The sequence below is a fragment of the Mesorhizobium sp. B3-2-1 genome (assembly GCF_006439515.1).
Taxonomy (GTDB): Bacteria; Pseudomonadota; Alphaproteobacteria; order Rhizobiales; family Rhizobiaceae; genus Mesorhizobium.
The window spans coordinates 1-16141 of record NZ_VFTI01000017.1 but is presented as its reverse complement, the minus strand read 5'-3'; the positions used below and the strand labels follow the sequence as shown (position 1 = coordinate 16141).

Annotated in this window: 16 protein-coding genes and 1 tRNA gene; 10 read left to right on the top strand and 7 right to left on the bottom strand. The window is 62.3% G+C overall.

Features of this window, described 5'->3' with window-relative positions; all coding sequences use genetic code 11:
* Positions 1-113: 113 nt before the first annotated feature.
* A complete protein-coding gene (locus FJW08_RS18345; protein ID WP_140811768.1) occupies positions 114-458 on the top strand; it encodes a VOC family protein in 345 nt (114 codons plus the stop codon).
* Between the two features lie 128 nt (positions 459-586).
* Positions 587-661: transfer RNA gene (locus FJW08_RS18340), tRNA-Gln, on the top strand.
* Positions 662-924: 263 nt separating this feature from the next.
* On the opposite strand, the gene FJW08_RS18335 is transcribed toward FJW08_RS18340, so the two are convergent.
* From FJW08_RS18335 to FJW08_RS18310, 6 genes are all read right to left on the bottom strand, one after another.
* Positions 925-1758, bottom strand: a complete 834-nt coding sequence (locus tag FJW08_RS18335) for a zinc ribbon domain-containing protein (RefSeq protein WP_246682414.1) — start codon at positions 1756-1758, stop codon at positions 925-927.
* Between the two features lie 67 nt (positions 1759-1825).
* Positions 1826-2230: a periplasmic heavy metal sensor gene (locus tag FJW08_RS18330; protein ID WP_140811767.1), complete on the bottom strand. Its 405-nt coding sequence runs from the start codon at positions 2228-2230 to the stop codon at positions 1826-1828.
* Entirely contained in the window at positions 2227-2667 is a 441-nt protein-coding gene (locus FJW08_RS18325; RefSeq protein ID WP_140811766.1) for a hypothetical protein, read from the bottom strand. Before FJW08_RS18325 ends, FJW08_RS18330 begins: the two co-directional genes overlap by 4 nt.
* Positions 2664-3275 (bottom strand): sigma-70 family RNA polymerase sigma factor, encoded by a 612-nt coding sequence (locus FJW08_RS18320; RefSeq protein ID WP_140811765.1) that lies wholly within the window; start codon positions 3273-3275, stop codon positions 2664-2666. The genes FJW08_RS18325 and FJW08_RS18320 overlap by 4 nt, the downstream gene beginning before the upstream one ends.
* Before the next feature lie 76 nt (positions 3276-3351).
* The gene (locus tag FJW08_RS18315; protein ID WP_140811764.1) at positions 3352-3735 is read right to left on the bottom strand and encodes a hypothetical protein; all 384 of its coding nucleotides are present in this window, start codon (positions 3733-3735) and stop codon (positions 3352-3354) included.
* A 32-nt stretch (positions 3736-3767) separates the two neighbouring features.
* Complete coding sequence (locus FJW08_RS18310; protein ID WP_140811763.1) at positions 3768-4202, bottom strand: EF-hand domain-containing protein; 435 nt, start codon at positions 4200-4202, stop codon at positions 3768-3770.
* A gap of 236 nt (positions 4203-4438) precedes the next feature.
* On the opposite strand from FJW08_RS18310, the gene FJW08_RS18305 reads away from it, so the two are divergent.
* The 7 genes from FJW08_RS18305 to FJW08_RS18275 all read left to right on the top strand — a co-directional run bounded on the left by FJW08_RS18305 (position 4439) and on the right by FJW08_RS18275 (position 12001).
* Positions 4439-4861 (top strand): EF-hand domain-containing protein, encoded by a 423-nt coding sequence (locus tag FJW08_RS18305; RefSeq protein ID WP_140811762.1) that lies wholly within the window; start codon positions 4439-4441, stop codon positions 4859-4861.
* Between the two features lie 26 nt (positions 4862-4887).
* Entirely contained in the window at positions 4888-5310 is a 423-nt protein-coding gene (locus FJW08_RS18300) for a BA14K family protein (protein ID WP_140811761.1), read from the top strand.
* Between the two features lie 42 nt (positions 5311-5352).
* Positions 5353-5796 carry a VOC family protein gene (locus FJW08_RS18295; RefSeq protein ID WP_140811760.1) on the top strand — a complete coding sequence of 148 codons (444 nt, stop codon included), beginning with the start codon at positions 5353-5355 and terminating at the stop codon, positions 5794-5796.
* A 616-nt stretch (positions 5797-6412) separates the two neighbouring features.
* A complete protein-coding gene (locus FJW08_RS18290; RefSeq protein WP_140761026.1) occupies positions 6413-7858 on the top strand; it encodes a TolC family protein in 1446 nt (481 codons plus the stop codon).
* Between the two features lie 39 nt (positions 7859-7897).
* Positions 7898-10030, top strand: coding sequence for a type I secretion system permease/ATPase (locus tag FJW08_RS18285; RefSeq protein ID WP_140761034.1), 2133 nt, complete (start codon positions 7898-7900; stop codon positions 10028-10030).
* Between the two features lie 50 nt (positions 10031-10080).
* Positions 10081-11370 (top strand): HlyD family type I secretion periplasmic adaptor subunit, encoded by a 1290-nt coding sequence (locus FJW08_RS18280; RefSeq protein WP_140811759.1) that lies wholly within the window; start codon positions 10081-10083, stop codon positions 11368-11370.
* Entirely contained in the window at positions 11360-12001 is a 642-nt protein-coding gene (locus tag FJW08_RS18275; protein ID WP_140811758.1) for a ribbon-helix-helix domain-containing protein, read from the top strand. Before FJW08_RS18280 ends, FJW08_RS18275 begins: the two co-directional genes overlap by 11 nt.
* A 110-nt stretch (positions 12002-12111) precedes the next feature.
* Here the strand turns inward: FJW08_RS18275 and FJW08_RS18270 are convergent, their stop codons facing one another.
* Positions 12112-13065 carry a transglutaminase-like cysteine peptidase gene (locus FJW08_RS18270; protein ID WP_140811757.1) on the bottom strand — a complete coding sequence of 318 codons (954 nt, stop codon included), beginning with the start codon at positions 13063-13065 and terminating at the stop codon, positions 12112-12114.
* A 323-nt stretch (positions 13066-13388) separates the two neighbouring features.
* Here FJW08_RS18270 and FJW08_RS18265 point away from each other — a divergent pair.
* A partial coding sequence (locus FJW08_RS18265; RefSeq protein WP_210241198.1) for a VCBS domain-containing protein occupies positions 13389-16141 on the top strand: 2753 nt, incomplete at its 3' end.

Here is a 16141-nt window from a genome sequence, read left to right as displayed (position 1 = left end):
CGCCGGGTCGCTACAATCGATTAAGAAAAAGCGATCCCCCGGGATGCGTCAAAAAGACTTGCCACCTCACGGCTCGAAGCCTCTAGAACATAACGGGAACAAAGAGGTGCCTCGTGAAACAGCCTGGAAAACTGGACTATCTGGAAATGCCGGCGACCGGCGGCACGCTGGACCGGATGAAAGGCTTCTATAGGGCCGCCTTTGGCTGGTCGTTCACCGACTATGGACCAACCTATTCGGCCTTTGCCGAGGGGCTGGACGGAGGTTTTCAGGCCGATGCAGAAGAAGCGCCGGCCAAGCCGCTGCCCGTGCTTTACAGTGAGAATCTGGAAGAAACCCTTGGCGCGGTCGAAAGCGGCGGCGGAACGATCGTCAAGCCGATATTCGCATTCCCGGGCGGTCGACGCTTCCACTTTGTCGACCCAGCCGGCAACGAGTTGGCCGTGTGGTCCGTATAGTCCGTTTGTGGATCATCTGGCGGCAATCGCACTGCTGGTCAGCCGAGTGCCTTCGCGGTCGCTCATAAGCATTGTGCTTTTCGGCTGCTCTGCTAATAACGCGCCCGCACAGCGACTCTGACGGCTATTGGGGCGTCGCCAAGTGGTAAGGCATCGGTTTTTGGTACCGACATTCCCAGGTTCGAATCCTGGCGCCCCAGCCAAACTGGACTCCCCGTCGGCAACGCTGTTTGCTGTGCGCTAGTTGCTGCTCCGGACGCGACCGTTTCCGCAAGTAGATCAAAGGGTTGCCTGAATACGGCGTGACCCTCGCCTTTGTCCCATTGGCAGTTCGACAGCACGAGATTCAAGAGTCGCTTTTTCTCGTGCACAGGCTGTTTCACAGACAGTCGGCAGGCATTGCGCGCCAGTTCCAACAGCCGGATGCCGTCCTCCATGTATGATTCTTCGGCGCTACCATGGCGCTCTATCTCGGGAAACAGCCGCGTCTGTTCGGTTCGCCATGTGCTGACATCCGGTCATAGAATGCGTTGTCGATGCGGCCATCGAGCTTGTCGAGAAACATGGCGTGCAGCCGATCCTCGAGCCGCTTGTACTCGACCTGGCATCGATGGATTGCCTGTTCATGCTCGCGGCGCTCGTCGGCACGGCTGGCCATGAGGGCTGCCTTGACCCATTCCAGTATCTCTTCGTCGAAATGCAACCGGTCAAGCAGGTTGGCGAATTCCTGATCGAGCACTTCCTCGCGGACATATTTCCGGCGGCAATCACCGTACCCGCCCCGGCCTTTGTTGGTATGCCCCGTGCAGTGATAGTAGACGTATTTGCCCTTCTTGATCTCAGCGACAAACATGATCGCAGCGCCCAAGCCCCCGGCGAGCGCCAACGGCTTGCCAATCACAGCGCAGGCAAAGGCCGGCCGAAACGGCAACCAACAGCACGAGCGGTGCTGCGAGCACGAGCGTCGCCACGCCGGCCATATGGCAGCGCTGCCGGGCGCAAGCGGCAGCGCCCTGAGGAAGGGCGCGAAGGCGCGTTGAAGGCAGAGCTCGGACACCGCGTTGCCGGCGAGCACTCCGAGCACCGCCAAGGCAAGTGGCAGGCCGACAGTCCATAGAAGTTGGTCGTGGCGGAGTTTCGGCGCCGCAGTATCCAAGGCGATCACGATATCGGCGACCGCATAGGCCAGAAGACCACTGCCGCCGAACGCAATCCAGGCAAGATCGCAGCGCCGCATCGCACGCAGGCCGGCGACCAGCTCGCGCCAGAGCAATATCAGGACAAGCCCGTCGTGCCGCATTGGACCGTCATCATGTTTCCGATGTTGAAATAAGTCACGGCAATTGTGCCGCGAGTGCGGCGACCGCTCATCCGCCGCCGGCCGGCTTCGCATTGACGTTCTTCATGGCGGCAAGCAGATAATCCTGCACCGTTGCCTGAAGATTGGTCGTGGCGGCGCGCACCGCGGCCATCGCCCGCCTGACCGCCGCCTCGTCGAAGGGGCGCGCCTGCTCGGCCGCCGTCAGGTCGGCGCGCGCCGCGCGCAGCTGCCGCAGCGCTTCGAACGTGCGGGCGCGGTTGTCGCGCATGACCGTGCGGAATTCCTTGCGCACCTCTGGCGAGTAGGCGCCCGCGACCTCCGCCAGCAACCCGCGCGCAACGGCAGCTTGGCGCAGGCCATGCGCGGCATAGCCGATGAAGAAGAAGTTGAGGGCAAGCGACAGCGCGAGCACAACCAGCACGGCCGCCCAGGTCCATGAGCGCTTGGTCATAGCTGGTCCCCCTCGCCCGGGTCGGCCGCGATCGCCGACCCTCCATCATCTGCAAGCCTGGCGCCCGCAGCGAGCGCCAGAAGTTCGGAATCCTGGGGCTGGTCCTGAAGGCGCGCCACCTGGTAGCCGGCGACCGTCGCGGCGACGAGGACAGCGGCGGTGCAAGCGGCGAGGCCCGCCGGCGCAACAAGGAAGCGCAGGAGCAGGGACGGCCGCGCCGCGCCACGCTGGATCCGTGCCATCACCTCGCGCGCCAGAGCATCATCGTCGCTCTCGACCAGCGCGGCCTGCCGCACGAGCCTGTCGAGTGCCGCGTCGGCGCCGGCATCGCCGTCAAGCGCCATGAACGCCAGAGCCGGTCCCCTCAAGGGTGCCGGCCAGGCATCGATATCGTCGCCGAAGCGGCGCCGGTTCTTCTCGAATTCCTCGCGTGTCATGAGGACTTCCTTTCGCGGCCCTGGGCCGCATCTGCCAAATGATCCCTGAGCGTGCGACGCCCGCGCACGAGCAGTTGCTCGACCGAACCCGCGCTGGTGCCCATCACCTCGGCTATTCCGCCGATGTCAAGCTCGCCCACGGCCCTCAGAAGCAGCGCCATCCGCTGGCGCTCCGGCAAGCGAGACAGGCCATCGCGCACGATCGCCAGTTCCTGCCTGGCGGCCGTCGCGGTCTCGGCATTTACTTCCGGCGCGGCGGGCTCCTCGCCGATGTCGTCCAGCCCGAAGAAGTTGCGCAGCGCGCGGCGCCGGCGCTGGTCGATGCAGCGGTTGGCCGTGATCCGGTAGAGCCACGTCGAGGCGCGTCCTCTGCCGGGATCGAAGCGCGCGGCCTGCTTCCAGACGGTCACGAACACCTCCTGCACCACATCCTCGGCATCGGCGGCATGGCCGAGATAGCGCGTGGCGAACGTCCGCAGCCCACGGCCATGGCGGGCCATGAGCTCGGACAAAGCCGCCTGCCCCCCCGCGGCGATGTGGGCCAGAAGCTCGTCATCGCCGCGGGACGCTTCACCCGGCACGGCGGCCGGCACCGGTTGACGAAGCATCGACGGCGAGGACGAAAACCGCGACGATCCGGCTCGGCAGAAGGGCGAATTCCGACGTCAAGTCCCTCACCAGATGTCAGCGGCGCCAGCGGCGAAAGCCGCGGACCGTATTGCCGTTCGGGCCCGTGAAGCTGCCGACCGAACGGCCGCGAAACGGCCCGGCCGCGGAATAGCGCTGGCCCGAAACGGTCTTGCCGTTCGGCCCCGTGACAGAATAGCTCCTGGAGCAGCGGTCAACAACGCCGGCCTTGCAGGTGGAACCGGACGTGTAAGTGCCGCCGTTCGGTCCGGTTCGCGTCGTCGAGCCGGTATAGATGTTGCCGTCCCGGCTGACACTGCGGCTCAACTCGCCGCCATGCGCGGTCTTGCGTGTCCAGTCTTCCGCCGAGGCAGGGGAAGCGGCCGACCAGACCACCGCTGCGCCGAGGCTTAGCAGTGCAAGTTTGGCTTTGGAAATCATGTCACGTTTTTCCTTCCAGGTCGTGCGTCGGTTCAGTTGGCGTGAGCGGAGACGATGTTGCGAATGGTCGCGATCTCGTCGGCGGAGAGCCTGCCGTCGCCGTTGCGGTCGGCGAGATCGAAGAGCGGCGTGCTCGCCTGAAACTCGTCCTCGGTGACCTTGCCGTCACCATTCCTGTCCATGCGCCGCAAACGATTGCCGAGGCGGGCCTCGGCCGCCTCGGCGCGGTCCTCGATGGCTTGCCGGGCAGTTTCGATCTCCTTCTCGTCGATGATTCCGTCGCCGTTGCGGTCGAGCCTTTTGAACATACGTTCGCGGGCGGCGAGGATCTCGTCCTTCGAGATCGCCCCGTCGCCATTGGTGTCGAGGCGCTGGAGGATGCGTTGGCCGGGGATGTCCTGCGCCGCGGCGGCGCAGATCGGCGTGAGGCCTAGAAGCAGGCACGCAAAGATCGCTGAGCGTTTCATGGGTTGTTCCTTTCGATTGTGACGTCGCGGGGTGAGCGACTGTCGGTCAATACGCAGCCCGGCTCGCGCTCCTACGCCGGCGGCCGGATTTTTTCGTTGGCCCACTTAGCGTCATTGTCCCGAGCATCGAACTCGCGAAAAAAAACGCAGGCGGCGCGTAGGAGTCATCGAATGCCTGCGTAGGAGACGCTGCAAGGACGGTCCGCGGCGGGCCGTCGATTACAGCGGAGACCCAGATGACCAAGATCGTGACCGCCCTTGCGGGACTGCTTCTGTGCGGCTGCAGCGCGTTCGCTGCCGACCAGGGCGCCAGGGAGGCGTTCCGACGCATCGACACCAATGGCGACCGAAAGCTCGAGTTCAGCGAAATCCAGGCAGCGCGGGCGCGGATGTTCGACCGGTTGGACTTCAATCACAATGGCGTGCTCGAGCCTGGCGAGGTGCGGGCGGCAATCGAAGAGATCAAGTCGAAGCGCGATGTGCAGGCTGCACGGTTCACCGGCCTGCAGGCCGAAGCAAGCCGCATGGACCGCAACGGCGACGGAAAGATCTCGCGCGACGAATTTACGGCTGCCGTCCCCGACAGGCTGCTGCAGGCGGACACCGACGGCGACAAAGCACTGTCGATCACCGAGTTGCGGGCGCTGCGGCGCCAGTGACCACACCAGACCAGAGGAGACAATCGATGAACAGAACGATCAGTGCTTTGTGCGGCGTGATGCTCAGCGCTACGGCCCTTGCCTCGCCGGCCGAGGCCATGCCGCTTGCGGCTCCGGCAGCGCCGACGTCCGTGACGAGCCAGGCAACGCCGATCTGGTACCGGCGCGGCTTCTACGTCGTCGGCGGCGCCTATTACTACAATGGTTACCGGGGCTATTGGCGGGTGCGGCCCGGCTACCGCTACTACAATGGCTACTGGTTCCCGGCCGCCGCCTTCGCGGCCGGCGTGGGGGCCGCCACGGTCGCGCCACCCCCGCCCCCCGCGGCGCGCCTGGCGGCCGCCCATGTGCGCTGGTGCTACGATCGCTACCGCTCCTACCGCGCCTGGGATAACAGCTACCAGCCCTATGACGGCCCTCGGCAGCAATGCCGGTCGCCCTATAATTGAAACTCGGCGCTGCCGTCATCGACGCCGGAAGGAGGCTCGCCCATGCAGAACCGCTCCATGCCTGCCAATACGGTCATACCGGTGCTTGCCTACCCAGACGTGGAAGCGGCGAGTCGTTGGCTCTGCGAAGCCTTCGGATTCGAATTGCGGCTGACGATCGGCAATCATCGCGCCCAACTCGGCTTCCGTGACGGCGCCGTCGTGGTCACAACCCTGAAGAGCGGCGGATCCGTGCCGCCGCCCGAGGAATTCTCGGTCATGGTGCGTGTCGAGGATGTCGATGCGCACCATCGCCGCGCGATGCGCCGTGGCGCCATGGCGCTGACCGCGCCGACGAGCTACCCCTATGGCGAACGGCAATATTCCTGCCGCGATCTCGCCGGTCACGCCTGGACCTTCTCGCAAACGATCGCCGATGTCGCGCCCGAGGAATGGGGCGGCAGAGCCGAGCGTCACGTCGAAACGGATTCAGACGACATGGTTTAAGCGTTGTTTTGACGTATGCTGCTGCCTGCATGGGCGCAAAGCTGTCGTTGGGAATGCTTAAGCGCTCGTGCTGACGCGCGCTATCAGCAAGGCACACGTGCCAGAGGTCGACGCCTCTTACCCGAAGGTCGAATCTACTGACCCACCTTGTCCATAAGCAACTGCAACTCGGGCTGCGGCGCGATCCAGAAAGTTCGAAAAGCTTCCAAGAACCCCAGCCAGGCGCAGACTTTCATTGAGACTAAGCACGCACCGAATCGGCCCTGCTCAAAACGCCGCGCCAGGCGCGAGATGTTGGCATTCGGGATGGGCCGGACCAGCCCCTACTGCACCCGAATTGATGAGGTTGCCCTTATTGCCTCCACGAGAGCAACCTTATTTGCATACATTCCATATCTTGTTGCGGTGCTTCAAGTTTCGACACCGGCACTTGATCCCGCCAACATCTCAAATGTGTGCTATTTTTGCTACATTTTTTGGCCGTCTGCCCAAAATCTATCATTTAGTCACAGCTTAATAATGAAACGTCCACGTTAATTTGTAAGATAGCGGACAAAGCCAGGCGCCGAGCCGGCAGGGGCGCTCTTGAAAAGCGCGGGGAAACGCGGGTGGGAAAATGAAGACGACAGGTCTGTCAACCAAGGCCATGGGCGTTGGTCTCTTGATGGCGGCTACCATGCTGAGCTGGGGCACGCATGCGCTGACGCTCAAGGAGGCCATGGCGGTTGCGGTTGAATCCAACCCGGAGATCGGCCAGGCCATCGAAAACCGCGAGGCAATCGAGTTCGAGCTGCGGCAGGCAAAGGGGCTGTATCTCCCAAGCGTCGACCTGGAGGCATCTACCGGCGCTCGCCGCCTGGACAACTCCACCCGCCGCGCGCTCTCCATCGAGCACGACGCGCTTTATCCCGCGGAGACCGATCTGACGGTTTCGCAAACGCTCTATGATAGCGGCGCAAGGCGAGCCGAACTCAACCGTCAGGCCTCACGAGTCGATGGCGCCTCGTTCCGCGTGCTGGAGCGATCCGAGTTCATCGGACTTTCGGTTGTCCAGGATTACCTGGAATACATGCTTCAGGGCTCGATCGTGGCCGAGGCAAAGAAGAATCTGGGCTTTCATCAAGCGATTCTCCACGACATCAGGGAAGGCATAGCAGGCGGCGGGTTGAACGAAGCCGATCGGCAGCAGGCTGAGGAGCGGTTGTTCGCGGCCAAGGCCCGCATGCAGGAAGCCTCAGAAGAACTCGAGGCCTCGAGGATACGCTTCTTCAAGACCGTCGGGAAACCGCTGACGAATGCTTCGAGGCCAGGCGATGTTTCCTCCGCGCTGCCAAGGTCCCTGGACGACGCGCTGGGCATTGCGCGGGAAAACAATCCGCGCGTCCACATGGCCAATAGCGATATTGCCGCCGCCGCCTCGCAGGTTGACGCCGCTCGGGCGAAATACGGCCCTTCGATCGTCGCCGAAGGCACTGCCCGGGCCGGATACGACATTGACGGCGACAATGGAGACACGTCCGACTTGCAGGCACGGCTGGTGCTGCGTTGGAACCTGTACCGGGGCGGCATCGACAAGGCGAATGAGCAGGAGCAAATCCGCCGCGCCAGCGAGCAGCGGCTTGGGCTGCATCAGGTTCTGCGGGAGATCGAAGAGGCCGTTCGAACGTCGTGGGATCGCCGCTTCCGGCAAGCCGACCTGGCAAAGACCCTGAAGCTGCAAGCCGCCGCCAACGAGAAGCTGGTTGCCTCTTATCGCGAGCAGTTCAAGGTCGGACAGCGCTCGCTGCTCGATGTGCTGGATGCGCAGAATACACGGTTCAACACAGCGACGCTGGCGGACACCGCGTCCTATGCATCCCTCTTTGCCCAATACCGGCTCCTGGCGGCGACCGGGCAGTTGCTGAAAACGATGGACATCCATCCGCCAAAGCAGGCCACGGCCTACGCCAAGGATGAATTTGCCGTTCCGGCGACCGCGGATACCGAAACCTATGCCCGGACCCCGTCGGAACAGACGAACGATATACCCTTCGACATCCTTGCCCCGGTCAGGAAGAAATGAGCCGGTGTAACGAGGGTTGAGGGTCCTGGCGGGCGGGTCGTGAATCAGCAGCCAAACATTCTGTCGCCCAAGGAGGCATTCAAGGCCTGCTTTTCGGCGGTCGCCGCCTATCTCGGCAGGCCGAGCGCGGAGACCGTGCTGTTTGCCGGGGTGCCGATTTCGGACACGCGCATCGAGGTCGCCGAGATCAGGCATCTTGCCGAACGCATCGGTCTCGAGACCCGCGAATTCAACCATCGCGACTTCTTGCGCGGCCGCGTCGATCTTCCGGCAATTCTCTTCCGTGTCAGTCAGTTGCCGATCGCCCTGCTGGCGGAAATCGACGGCGACGGGTATCTCACGGCGCCGCAGGAAGACGGGCGCACGACTGTCGGCAAATCCGAACTGGCCGCAAGTTACATCAGTGGCGGCGTATCCTTCTCGATCACCTATGCCAACGCCACCGAAGGCATGAAGGTCGGGTCGGCGCAGCAGATCGAACGACGCCATTGGCTGACGGGAACGATGGGCGCTTTCTGGCGCACCTATTCGAAGGTCGTGCTGTCGGCGATCTTCATCAACCTGCTGGCCATCGCCTCGCCAATCTTCACCATGAACGTCTATGACCGCATATTGCCGAACAAGGCGATATCGACGCTCTGGGTGCTGGCGATCGGTATCGGCGCCGTCATTCTCTTCGACCTGCTGCTGAAGACGGCCCGGGCCTCGCTCATCGACTATGCCGGGCGCAAGGCGGACCTGCGGATATCGTATCTGCTGTTCGAGAAGGTGCTGAATTCATCCTTGTCCGCGCGCCCGGGCTCGACAGGCGAATATGCCAACCGTGTCACTCAATATGAGTTCGTCAGGGAGTTCTTCACCTCCAACACCATCAGCGTCTTCATCGACACGGCCTTCGTCTTCATCTTCCTGCTGGTCATCTACGCGATCGGCGGCTGGTTGGTCGTCATACCGGCCTTGGCATTCGTGGCGTCGGTAATCGTCGGCCTCGTCACGCAACGTCGCATCGGCAAGCGGGTCGCCGCCTCGATGAACGAAGCATCCCAGCGCCAGGCCTTGCTGGTCGAGTCCATCTCCACGCTGGAAACAATCAAGTCCCTGCGCGCCGAAGCCTATTTGCTGAGGAAGTGGGGCGAGCATTCGAAGAATGCGGCCAACACCTCCGAGAAGATCAAGCAGCTCTCGGCGGCGGCCGGCAACATCACCCAGGCCATCCAGCAGCTTGTGACGGTCGCCCTGGTCGTGGCCGGAGCCTATGCCTTTTCGGAAGGGCACGTTTCGACAGGAGCCATCATCGGAACGGTGATGCTGGCGAGCCGGGCCGTGGCTCCGCTCGGTCAGATCGCGATCACCTTGTCGAGATTTCGCCAGGCCATGCTCTCCTTGAGAATGGTAAATTCCATCATGTCCCAGCCGGAGGACCGGCCGGACACGGTGGGCTTTGTCAATCGCCCGATCCGCAATGGAGCGATGACGTTCAAGAATGTCGGCTTCGTCTATCCCGGATCGGAAAACGAGGTTCTGTCCGGCCTGAACTTCTCGGTGAAGCCGGGGGAGCGTATTGGCATCATCGGCCGCATCGGGTCAGGCAAGACGACGATGGGACGCCTGATCGGAAGGCTTTTCCTGCCGAGTTCCGGCGAGCTGCTGCTGGATGGCATCGACATCCGCCAGTATCACCCTTCGGAGGTGCGCGCCGCAGTGGGCATCGTTGCGCAAGCTGGCGATCTGTTTTCGGGCACGGTGAAGGAGAACCTGCTCATGGCATCTCCCGAGGCGACCGACGAACAGATCATCGAAGCCGCAAAAGCCGCAGGCGTCGACGAGTTCGTCTCTCGCCATCCGCGTGGGTACGACATGAATGTCGGCGAGCGAGGCACCAATCTTTCCGGCGGGCAGAGACAGACGGTGGCGATTGCCCGGCTGCTTTTGACCAAGCCGAAGATCGTCTTCCTGGATGAACCGTCCGGCTCGATGGATCTGGCTTCGGAACGACAGCTGATCAAACAACTCAAGACAGCATTTGACCGCGACACGACGCTGATCGTCTCGACGCATCGCTTCAGCATGCTCGAATTGGCTGATCGCCTTATTGTTGTCGAGCAAGGAAAGATCGTTGCCGATGGACCAAAAGAACAAGTCATTCAGGCGCTGCAGAGAACGAATTCCTGAATGAACAAATTATATCGGGCTGAAACCGATATGATAACGAGGCGTAGGAAATGCTTGCCAGGGAAGACCGCCCGCCGCTTTTTGCGACGGCGTCCATATTCATCATAGCGGCGCTCTTCATCGCCTTTGTCGCTTGGTCATCATTCGCCGAGGTCGACGAGATCGCGCGTGGCGATGGCAAGGTCATACCGGCCTCCAAGACCCAGGTCATCCAAGCCAGCGAGCCGGGCGTCGTTCAGGAAATCGCTGTCAAGGTGGGGCAGGTCGTCAGGAAGAACGACCTCATCATTCGTCTCGACAATACTTTGAACACGTCCAGCCTCGGCGAACAGCAAGCCAAGGCGCGGGCCCTGCAAACACGCATCGCCAGGCTCAAATACGAACAGAGCGGCAGCATCACCGGATCGTTTCCGTGTCCGCAGGACATTCAGTCGGTGGCGCCGGAAATCTGCGACAACGAGCAAAATCTCCTCGTTGCCCGGCGCGAAAACTTCGACAACAAGCTGTCGGTGCTCAAGTCGCGCCTCGACCAGCGCGAAAAAGAACTCGACGAGGCGAACGCCAATGTCGACCGCCTGACAAAAAACCTGGCTGTGAGCGACCAGCAGGCGAAGCTGGTCGAGGCGATGGTCAAGAAAGGTCTGATGGCAAGGACCGAGCAACTCAAGGTCGAGCAGGAGCAAACCGAACTCAACGGCCAATTGAACCTGGCCGGCGAGACGATAAAGAAGGCCAAGTCGGCGATCACCGAGGCGCAGCTCCAGGTCGAGGAACTCGGTCTGCAGTTGAAGCAGGAAGCGCTCGATGACCTGACGCAGGCCTTGGCCGATCTTTCGGTGGTGGACGAAACCATTCGCGGCGCGACCGACAAAGTCGCGCGAACGGACATCCGTTCTCCGGTGGACGGTATCGTCAACACGATGGAACTGAACACCGTCGGCGCCTTCGTCCAGCCCGGTACTGTCGTAGCCGGCATCGTCCCCACTTCCGAGACATTGCTGGTCGAAGCGCGTGTTTCGCCCCGCGATGTCGCCTTTATCCGCCCCGATCAGGATGCCTTGATAAAAGTCACGGCTTACGATTTCTCGATCTTTGGCGGCATCGAAGGCAAGGTTTCCAACATAACCGCTGACAGCCTGGTCGATCAGAAGACGGGCGAGCCCTATTATCAGGTGCGCGTTTCAACCGACAAATCGACGCTGGAGCGAGACGGAAAGGCATATTCGATCATCCCCGGCATGATCTGTTCCGTGGATATCAAGACCGGGCGCAAGACGATCCTGAGCTACCTGCTGAAGCCGATCAACAAAGCACGTCAGGAGGCAATGAGTGAGCGCTAGCGCCATCTCTTCCCCGCCCCCGAAGGACCGTCTGCTTCTGCCGCTCCCGACAGACGATTTCGAGCTCGAGTTCCGCGTCGTGGCGCGCGGCGGCACAAGGCGCGGCATCCGTCTGGAACGGGCTTTCTGGCTTTCGCTGAAACAGATGGCCGAGAGCCGCAAATGCACCATCGGCATGCTGGTCGACGAGATCGCCGAAAGTCACGCGGAGAAAGGAAACCTGACCTCGGCAATTCGGGTGGCCTGCATACGCGCGTTGGGACACGAAAACCTGAATTTGCACAGGCTTGCGTCGATCAGGACGGTAAACGCCATTCTGCTTGCCTGTCCGTCGCCGGCTTTCGCCTTGGCATCGACGAAGAAGATCGTGACGTTCAATGCGCCGTTCCAGCAACTGATCAAACGGCAGTTGCCGACGGCGTTCGACGGAGACACGCGGCAGGACCTGAAGCTGGCGCTGGATCTCAACGTGGCGGATATATTCGCGCGCCTCGACACCAACGGCGACGTTGCCGTTGCGAGCGGATTTGTGATCGGCGCCGGCGAGCGCCGTTACCGGGGCCAGCTGAACGTGGTGCGGGCGCCGGCGCTGGACCTGGAATTGCTGATGGCTTTTGTCTTCAACGGTTAGAGCAACTCCAGGAGAAGTGCGTAGCGGTTTTCCCGGGAAAGGCGCGTAGCGCTTTCCCTAGGAATTGCTCTGGGCATTCGGCCAGGACAAAAAGCGACCGCGCGTTGTCTTTACTTAACTTCCATCTGCGCGCCTTCGCCAGGCGCGACGGTTTCGAAACCGCCCTTGACGTCGGCCACCTGCGCGGCCCCCGGTTTGGACCCATGGATCCATGCCCGGTCGGTGCTGAACGAGTACAGGGGCTGATAGTCCGGAAGCGCGCTGTCCTTGAGCACCATATTGTCGAGACTGTCGAGAATGTAAGCGCCGCTTGCGGTGCTCACCGCAAGCACGGCGTGGAAGAAACCTCGCTTGCGGTCCTGGAGAACGACGAGCGACATACTGCGTGCCGGAATGCCGGCCCTCAGCAACGCCGTCATCTTGAGGATTGCGAAGTCCTCGCAGTCACCGGCGCGATTGGCGAGGATTTCCGAAGGCTTCGCCCAGTAGTCGAGCTTGCCGTAGACGACACTGTCCTTCCTGTAGGCGATCAGGTGGTTGATGCCGCTGTTGATGAACGACAGTTTCTCGACGACCCCCTTGCCTTGGGCAGCCGAGACCATGGCCACGAAGGCCGGGCTCTCGTGATCACAGGGACTGCCCGCGGTGCAATCGACTATGGCCTGGTAGACCGGTGCCCAGCGCGCCGAAACCGGAAAATTGCGCATGGACAGCGCAACCGATCCGAACACCCCCGGGATAATCGACGCAGTCTGAATCGGGTCGACACCCCTGGCTTCCTGCGCCATCGCGGCGGCGGACCCGTCTTGCGCCGGAACGGGGCTGTAGCCGTTCAGGACGAGGCTGATCCGGTAGGGGGCGGCCGGCTGCCAGGGCCGGTACCTTTGCAGCGAAATGCCACCGAGACCAGACGGCGCCTGGACCGTCGCAAGCAGTGCTGTTTCGGGCAGGAAATCCCTGACGGCTGGCCCGGCAAGGGCCGGCTGCGCCGAGCCGGCTATCCCCAGTGCCAGCAGAAGCAACTTGAGTTCGCGCTTCCCCGGAGCATTCTTTTGTTTTTTCATGACGCCCACCTTTGACCGTGGACGCTACCAATCTTGTCTCAAATTACTGGAAATGAAGGTGGATAACTTTCCCGCAAAGTGATTTTGCTATTTTGTGTAAAATTTTACACATATTTATACTTATATTTACCAAGTTTTTCGCGTTACTCGCGACAAGGCGCCGTGCATTCCAGGCATGATATAACAGATTATATGTTCACAGTTTACCAAGCGTAAAAAAAGTCGTCGAACGCATATCCAAATATATAGAATGGATTGACGGACCGTTGCAAAGTCAAGCCGCCACCTGTCTCTTTCCGGGAAATGCCGGAGGGGTTTAAGCTATGGCGACCAGTATTGAATTGGACAACGTTTCGAACTCGTGGGACGAGCATTCCGTCTCCAACGATCACCACGACCTGACGGCCCCGATCCAGTTGGTGGCCCAGGCCGCGCCGGCCGAGCAAGCGGCCGCTCCGGCTCAAACAGCACCGGCCGCGGCCGAGCCTGTGCCGGTCGATGTCGGCGGCGGCGCGCCCGCGGCTGCTCCGCCAGCGGCAAATGCCCCGCACGAATACGTCGCGGACGCAAGCAACGTCGTAAAGCTTCCCGCCAATGTCTCGATCGACAACATCAAGGTCGACGGTCACAACCTCGTGCTCGAGCAGGCGGACGGCTCGGTCATCGTCATCAAGGACGGTGCCCTGAATGTGCCGACCTTCATCATCGGCGAAGTCGAAGTGCCGCGCGTGGCCTTGATCGCAGCGCTGGAAGCGAGCCATGTCGATGTCGCCTTCGGCACGGATGGTTCCATCTCGGCGGGTCCGGGAGGTTCGACCTCGAGCGCCGGCGGCAATTTCGAACAGCCTGCCGGCGGAATCGGCGACGGCTTCGGCCTTTCGGCGCTCCTGCCGCCGACGGACCTGCAATTTGGGCAGCCGGATCATCGCGAGCTGTTTGCGGGATTGGCACCGAACCACACGCCGTCGATCCTCGACCTGACGCCTGCGGTCGACGGCGGCGACACCATTGTCTCTGAGAAGGGCCTGCCGGCAACTTCGGGGTCGGAAGGCTCGGGCGAGGCGCAGGATCCCGCTCCCAACACGGACCAGTCCGAGATCAATACCGGCACTTTCACGATCTCCTCCCCCGATGGTATCGGATCGCTGACCATCGCCGGCCAGGTAATTTCGGGCGCCGCCCTTGCCAACAGCGCGTCGACGCCGATCGACATCACGACGGCTCTCGGCAACACGCTGACGATCAACGGCTACGACGCCAGCACCGGCCAGGTGAGCTACACTTACACGCTAGTCCACAGCCAGGCGCATCCCGGCGCAGGCACCGATTCGATCTACGACAATATTACCTTGACGGTCACAGACACCGACGGCGACACTTCGGCTCCCGGCACGCTGTCGGTCCAGATCGTGGACGACGTGCCGACGGCGAACGCTGACGGCAACAGCGTCGCGGCGGGCAGCCATGCGGAGATCTCGGGCAACGTGATGACCGGGGCTGGCGAGACCGATCCGTCCACGAGCGCGGATGTGAAGGGCGCGGACGGCGCCAGCGTGACCTCGGCATTTGGCACGGGCGCGGCGCAGGACGTGACGTCCGCTGTTACCGGCACCACGATCGCGGGCCAGTACGGCACGCTGACGCTCTATTCGGACGGCCACTATACCTATGACCGCACGGCGAACACACCGGGCGGCGTGAACGATGTATTCCACTACACGCTGACGGACGGTGATGGCGACCAGTCGAGCACCACGCTGACGATCAATATCGGCAATGAGCCTCCGAAGTTGGGCGATATCCCAGCCGCGGGTGCTGATGGTGCGATCGTATACGAGGCGGGACTGGCGAGCGGTACGCTGCATGACGGCTCGAACGCGGTGAGCGGCACGATCGGCTTCACCTCGCAGGATGGGGTGAACTCGGTGTCGTTGGGCGGCCATGCGCTGTCGAGTGATTCGGGTAATCCGACGACGTTCGCGGACCCCACCACGGGCGGCACTGTGAGCGCCTGGTACGAGTACACCGGCGCGACCGGCGCCGGTACGATCCATTACAGCTACACACTGACTGCAGACTACCCCAGCGCTACGGGTGGCGATGGAGCCAATACCGAAGCGGCACCCAGCTTCGCGGTCGTTGTGACCGACTTGGATAACCAGCCTGCCTCCAGCAACCTGGTGATCAATGTCATCGACGACGTGCCGACGGCGAAGGCCGACACCGACACGGCGCAGTCCGGCGAGACGGTGACAGGCAATGTCGAGACCGGCACGAGTACTCACGGGACCGGCGCGGCTGACACGGCGGGTGCGGACGGGATCGCATCGATCGCATGGACGGGTTCGGTAACGAACAGTGGTGTGACGACGGTAACGGGCGCTCACGGCGTGCTGACGGTCTTCGCCAATGGCGACTACAGCTATCAGGCCACCCCGAATACGCCGACGGGCAATGACGTCTTCAACTACACGATCACCGACGGCGACGGCGACACCTCGGCGGCGACGCTGACGATCGACGTGACCGGCAGCCAGCCGCGTGTGGTGGCGGAGGTTGCAGCGGTGAACGAGGCGGGCATCGACACGACGCCGCCGGTCGGCGACCTCGGCCCCGGGAATGTGGACGGCTCACATGCGGGCGACGGCTCGGAGACCAAGTCGGGCACGTTGACATTCTCGGATCCAGACGGAGCGACGGTGACCGGCGTTGCATCAGGCAATACCGGCAGCGACGTTAGCGGCAATGTCGGCACGAACATCAATGGCACGTACGGCATCCTGCACGTAAACGCGGATGGCAGCTACACCTATACGCTGACGTCGCCGGAGGCGAATGTTCCGGCCGGCAACGACGGCGCCAACATGCAGCCCGGGCAGGACGTGTTCACGTTCACGGTGACCGACGGCCTTGGCAACACGTCCACGTCGACCATCTCAATCAATATCCTGGACGATGTTCCTTCGATTACGCTTAGCGGTCCGGCAGCGCCGACGCTGAGCGTCGACGAGAGCTTCATTCCGGTGATCGGCTCGGTCGGCGGCGGCGTCGGCAACGTCTCGTCCGGCAACTTCGC

Bases quoted from the DNA above. Each gene is read 5' to 3' on its own strand.
- FJW08_RS18315 (WP_140811764.1), bottom strand. From the start codon at position 3,735: ATGATTTCCAAAGCCAAACTTGCACTGCTAAGCCTCGGCGCAGCGGTG.
- FJW08_RS18335 (WP_246682414.1), bottom strand. From the start codon at position 1,758: ATGCGGCACGACGGGCTTGTCCTGATATTGCTCTGGCGCGAGCTGGTC.
- FJW08_RS18280 (WP_140811759.1), top strand. From the start codon at position 10,081: ATGCTTGCCAGGGAAGACCGCCCGCCGCTTTTTGCGACGGCGTCCATA.
- FJW08_RS18270 (WP_140811757.1), bottom strand. From the start codon at position 13,065: ATGAAAAAACAAAAGAATGCTCCGGGGAAGCGCGAACTCAAGTTGCTT.
- FJW08_RS18320 (WP_140811765.1), bottom strand. From the start codon at position 3,275: ATGCTTCGTCAACCGGTGCCGGCCGCCGTGCCGGGTGAAGCGTCCCGC.
- FJW08_RS18330 (WP_140811767.1), bottom strand. From the start codon at position 2,230: ATGACCAAGCGCTCATGGACCTGGGCGGCCGTGCTGGTTGTGCTCGCG.
- FJW08_RS18290 (WP_140761026.1), top strand. From the start codon at position 6,413: ATGAAGACGACAGGTCTGTCAACCAAGGCCATGGGCGTTGGTCTCTTG.
- FJW08_RS18295 (WP_140811760.1), top strand. From the start codon at position 5,353: ATGCAGAACCGCTCCATGCCTGCCAATACGGTCATACCGGTGCTTGCC.
- FJW08_RS18305 (WP_140811762.1), top strand. From the start codon at position 4,439: ATGACCAAGATCGTGACCGCCCTTGCGGGACTGCTTCTGTGCGGCTGC.
- FJW08_RS18300 (WP_140811761.1), top strand. From the start codon at position 4,888: ATGAACAGAACGATCAGTGCTTTGTGCGGCGTGATGCTCAGCGCTACG.
- FJW08_RS18325 (WP_140811766.1), bottom strand. From the start codon at position 2,667: ATGACACGCGAGGAATTCGAGAAGAACCGGCGCCGCTTCGGCGACGAT.
- FJW08_RS18310 (WP_140811763.1), bottom strand. From the start codon at position 4,202: ATGAAACGCTCAGCGATCTTTGCGTGCCTGCTTCTAGGCCTCACGCCG.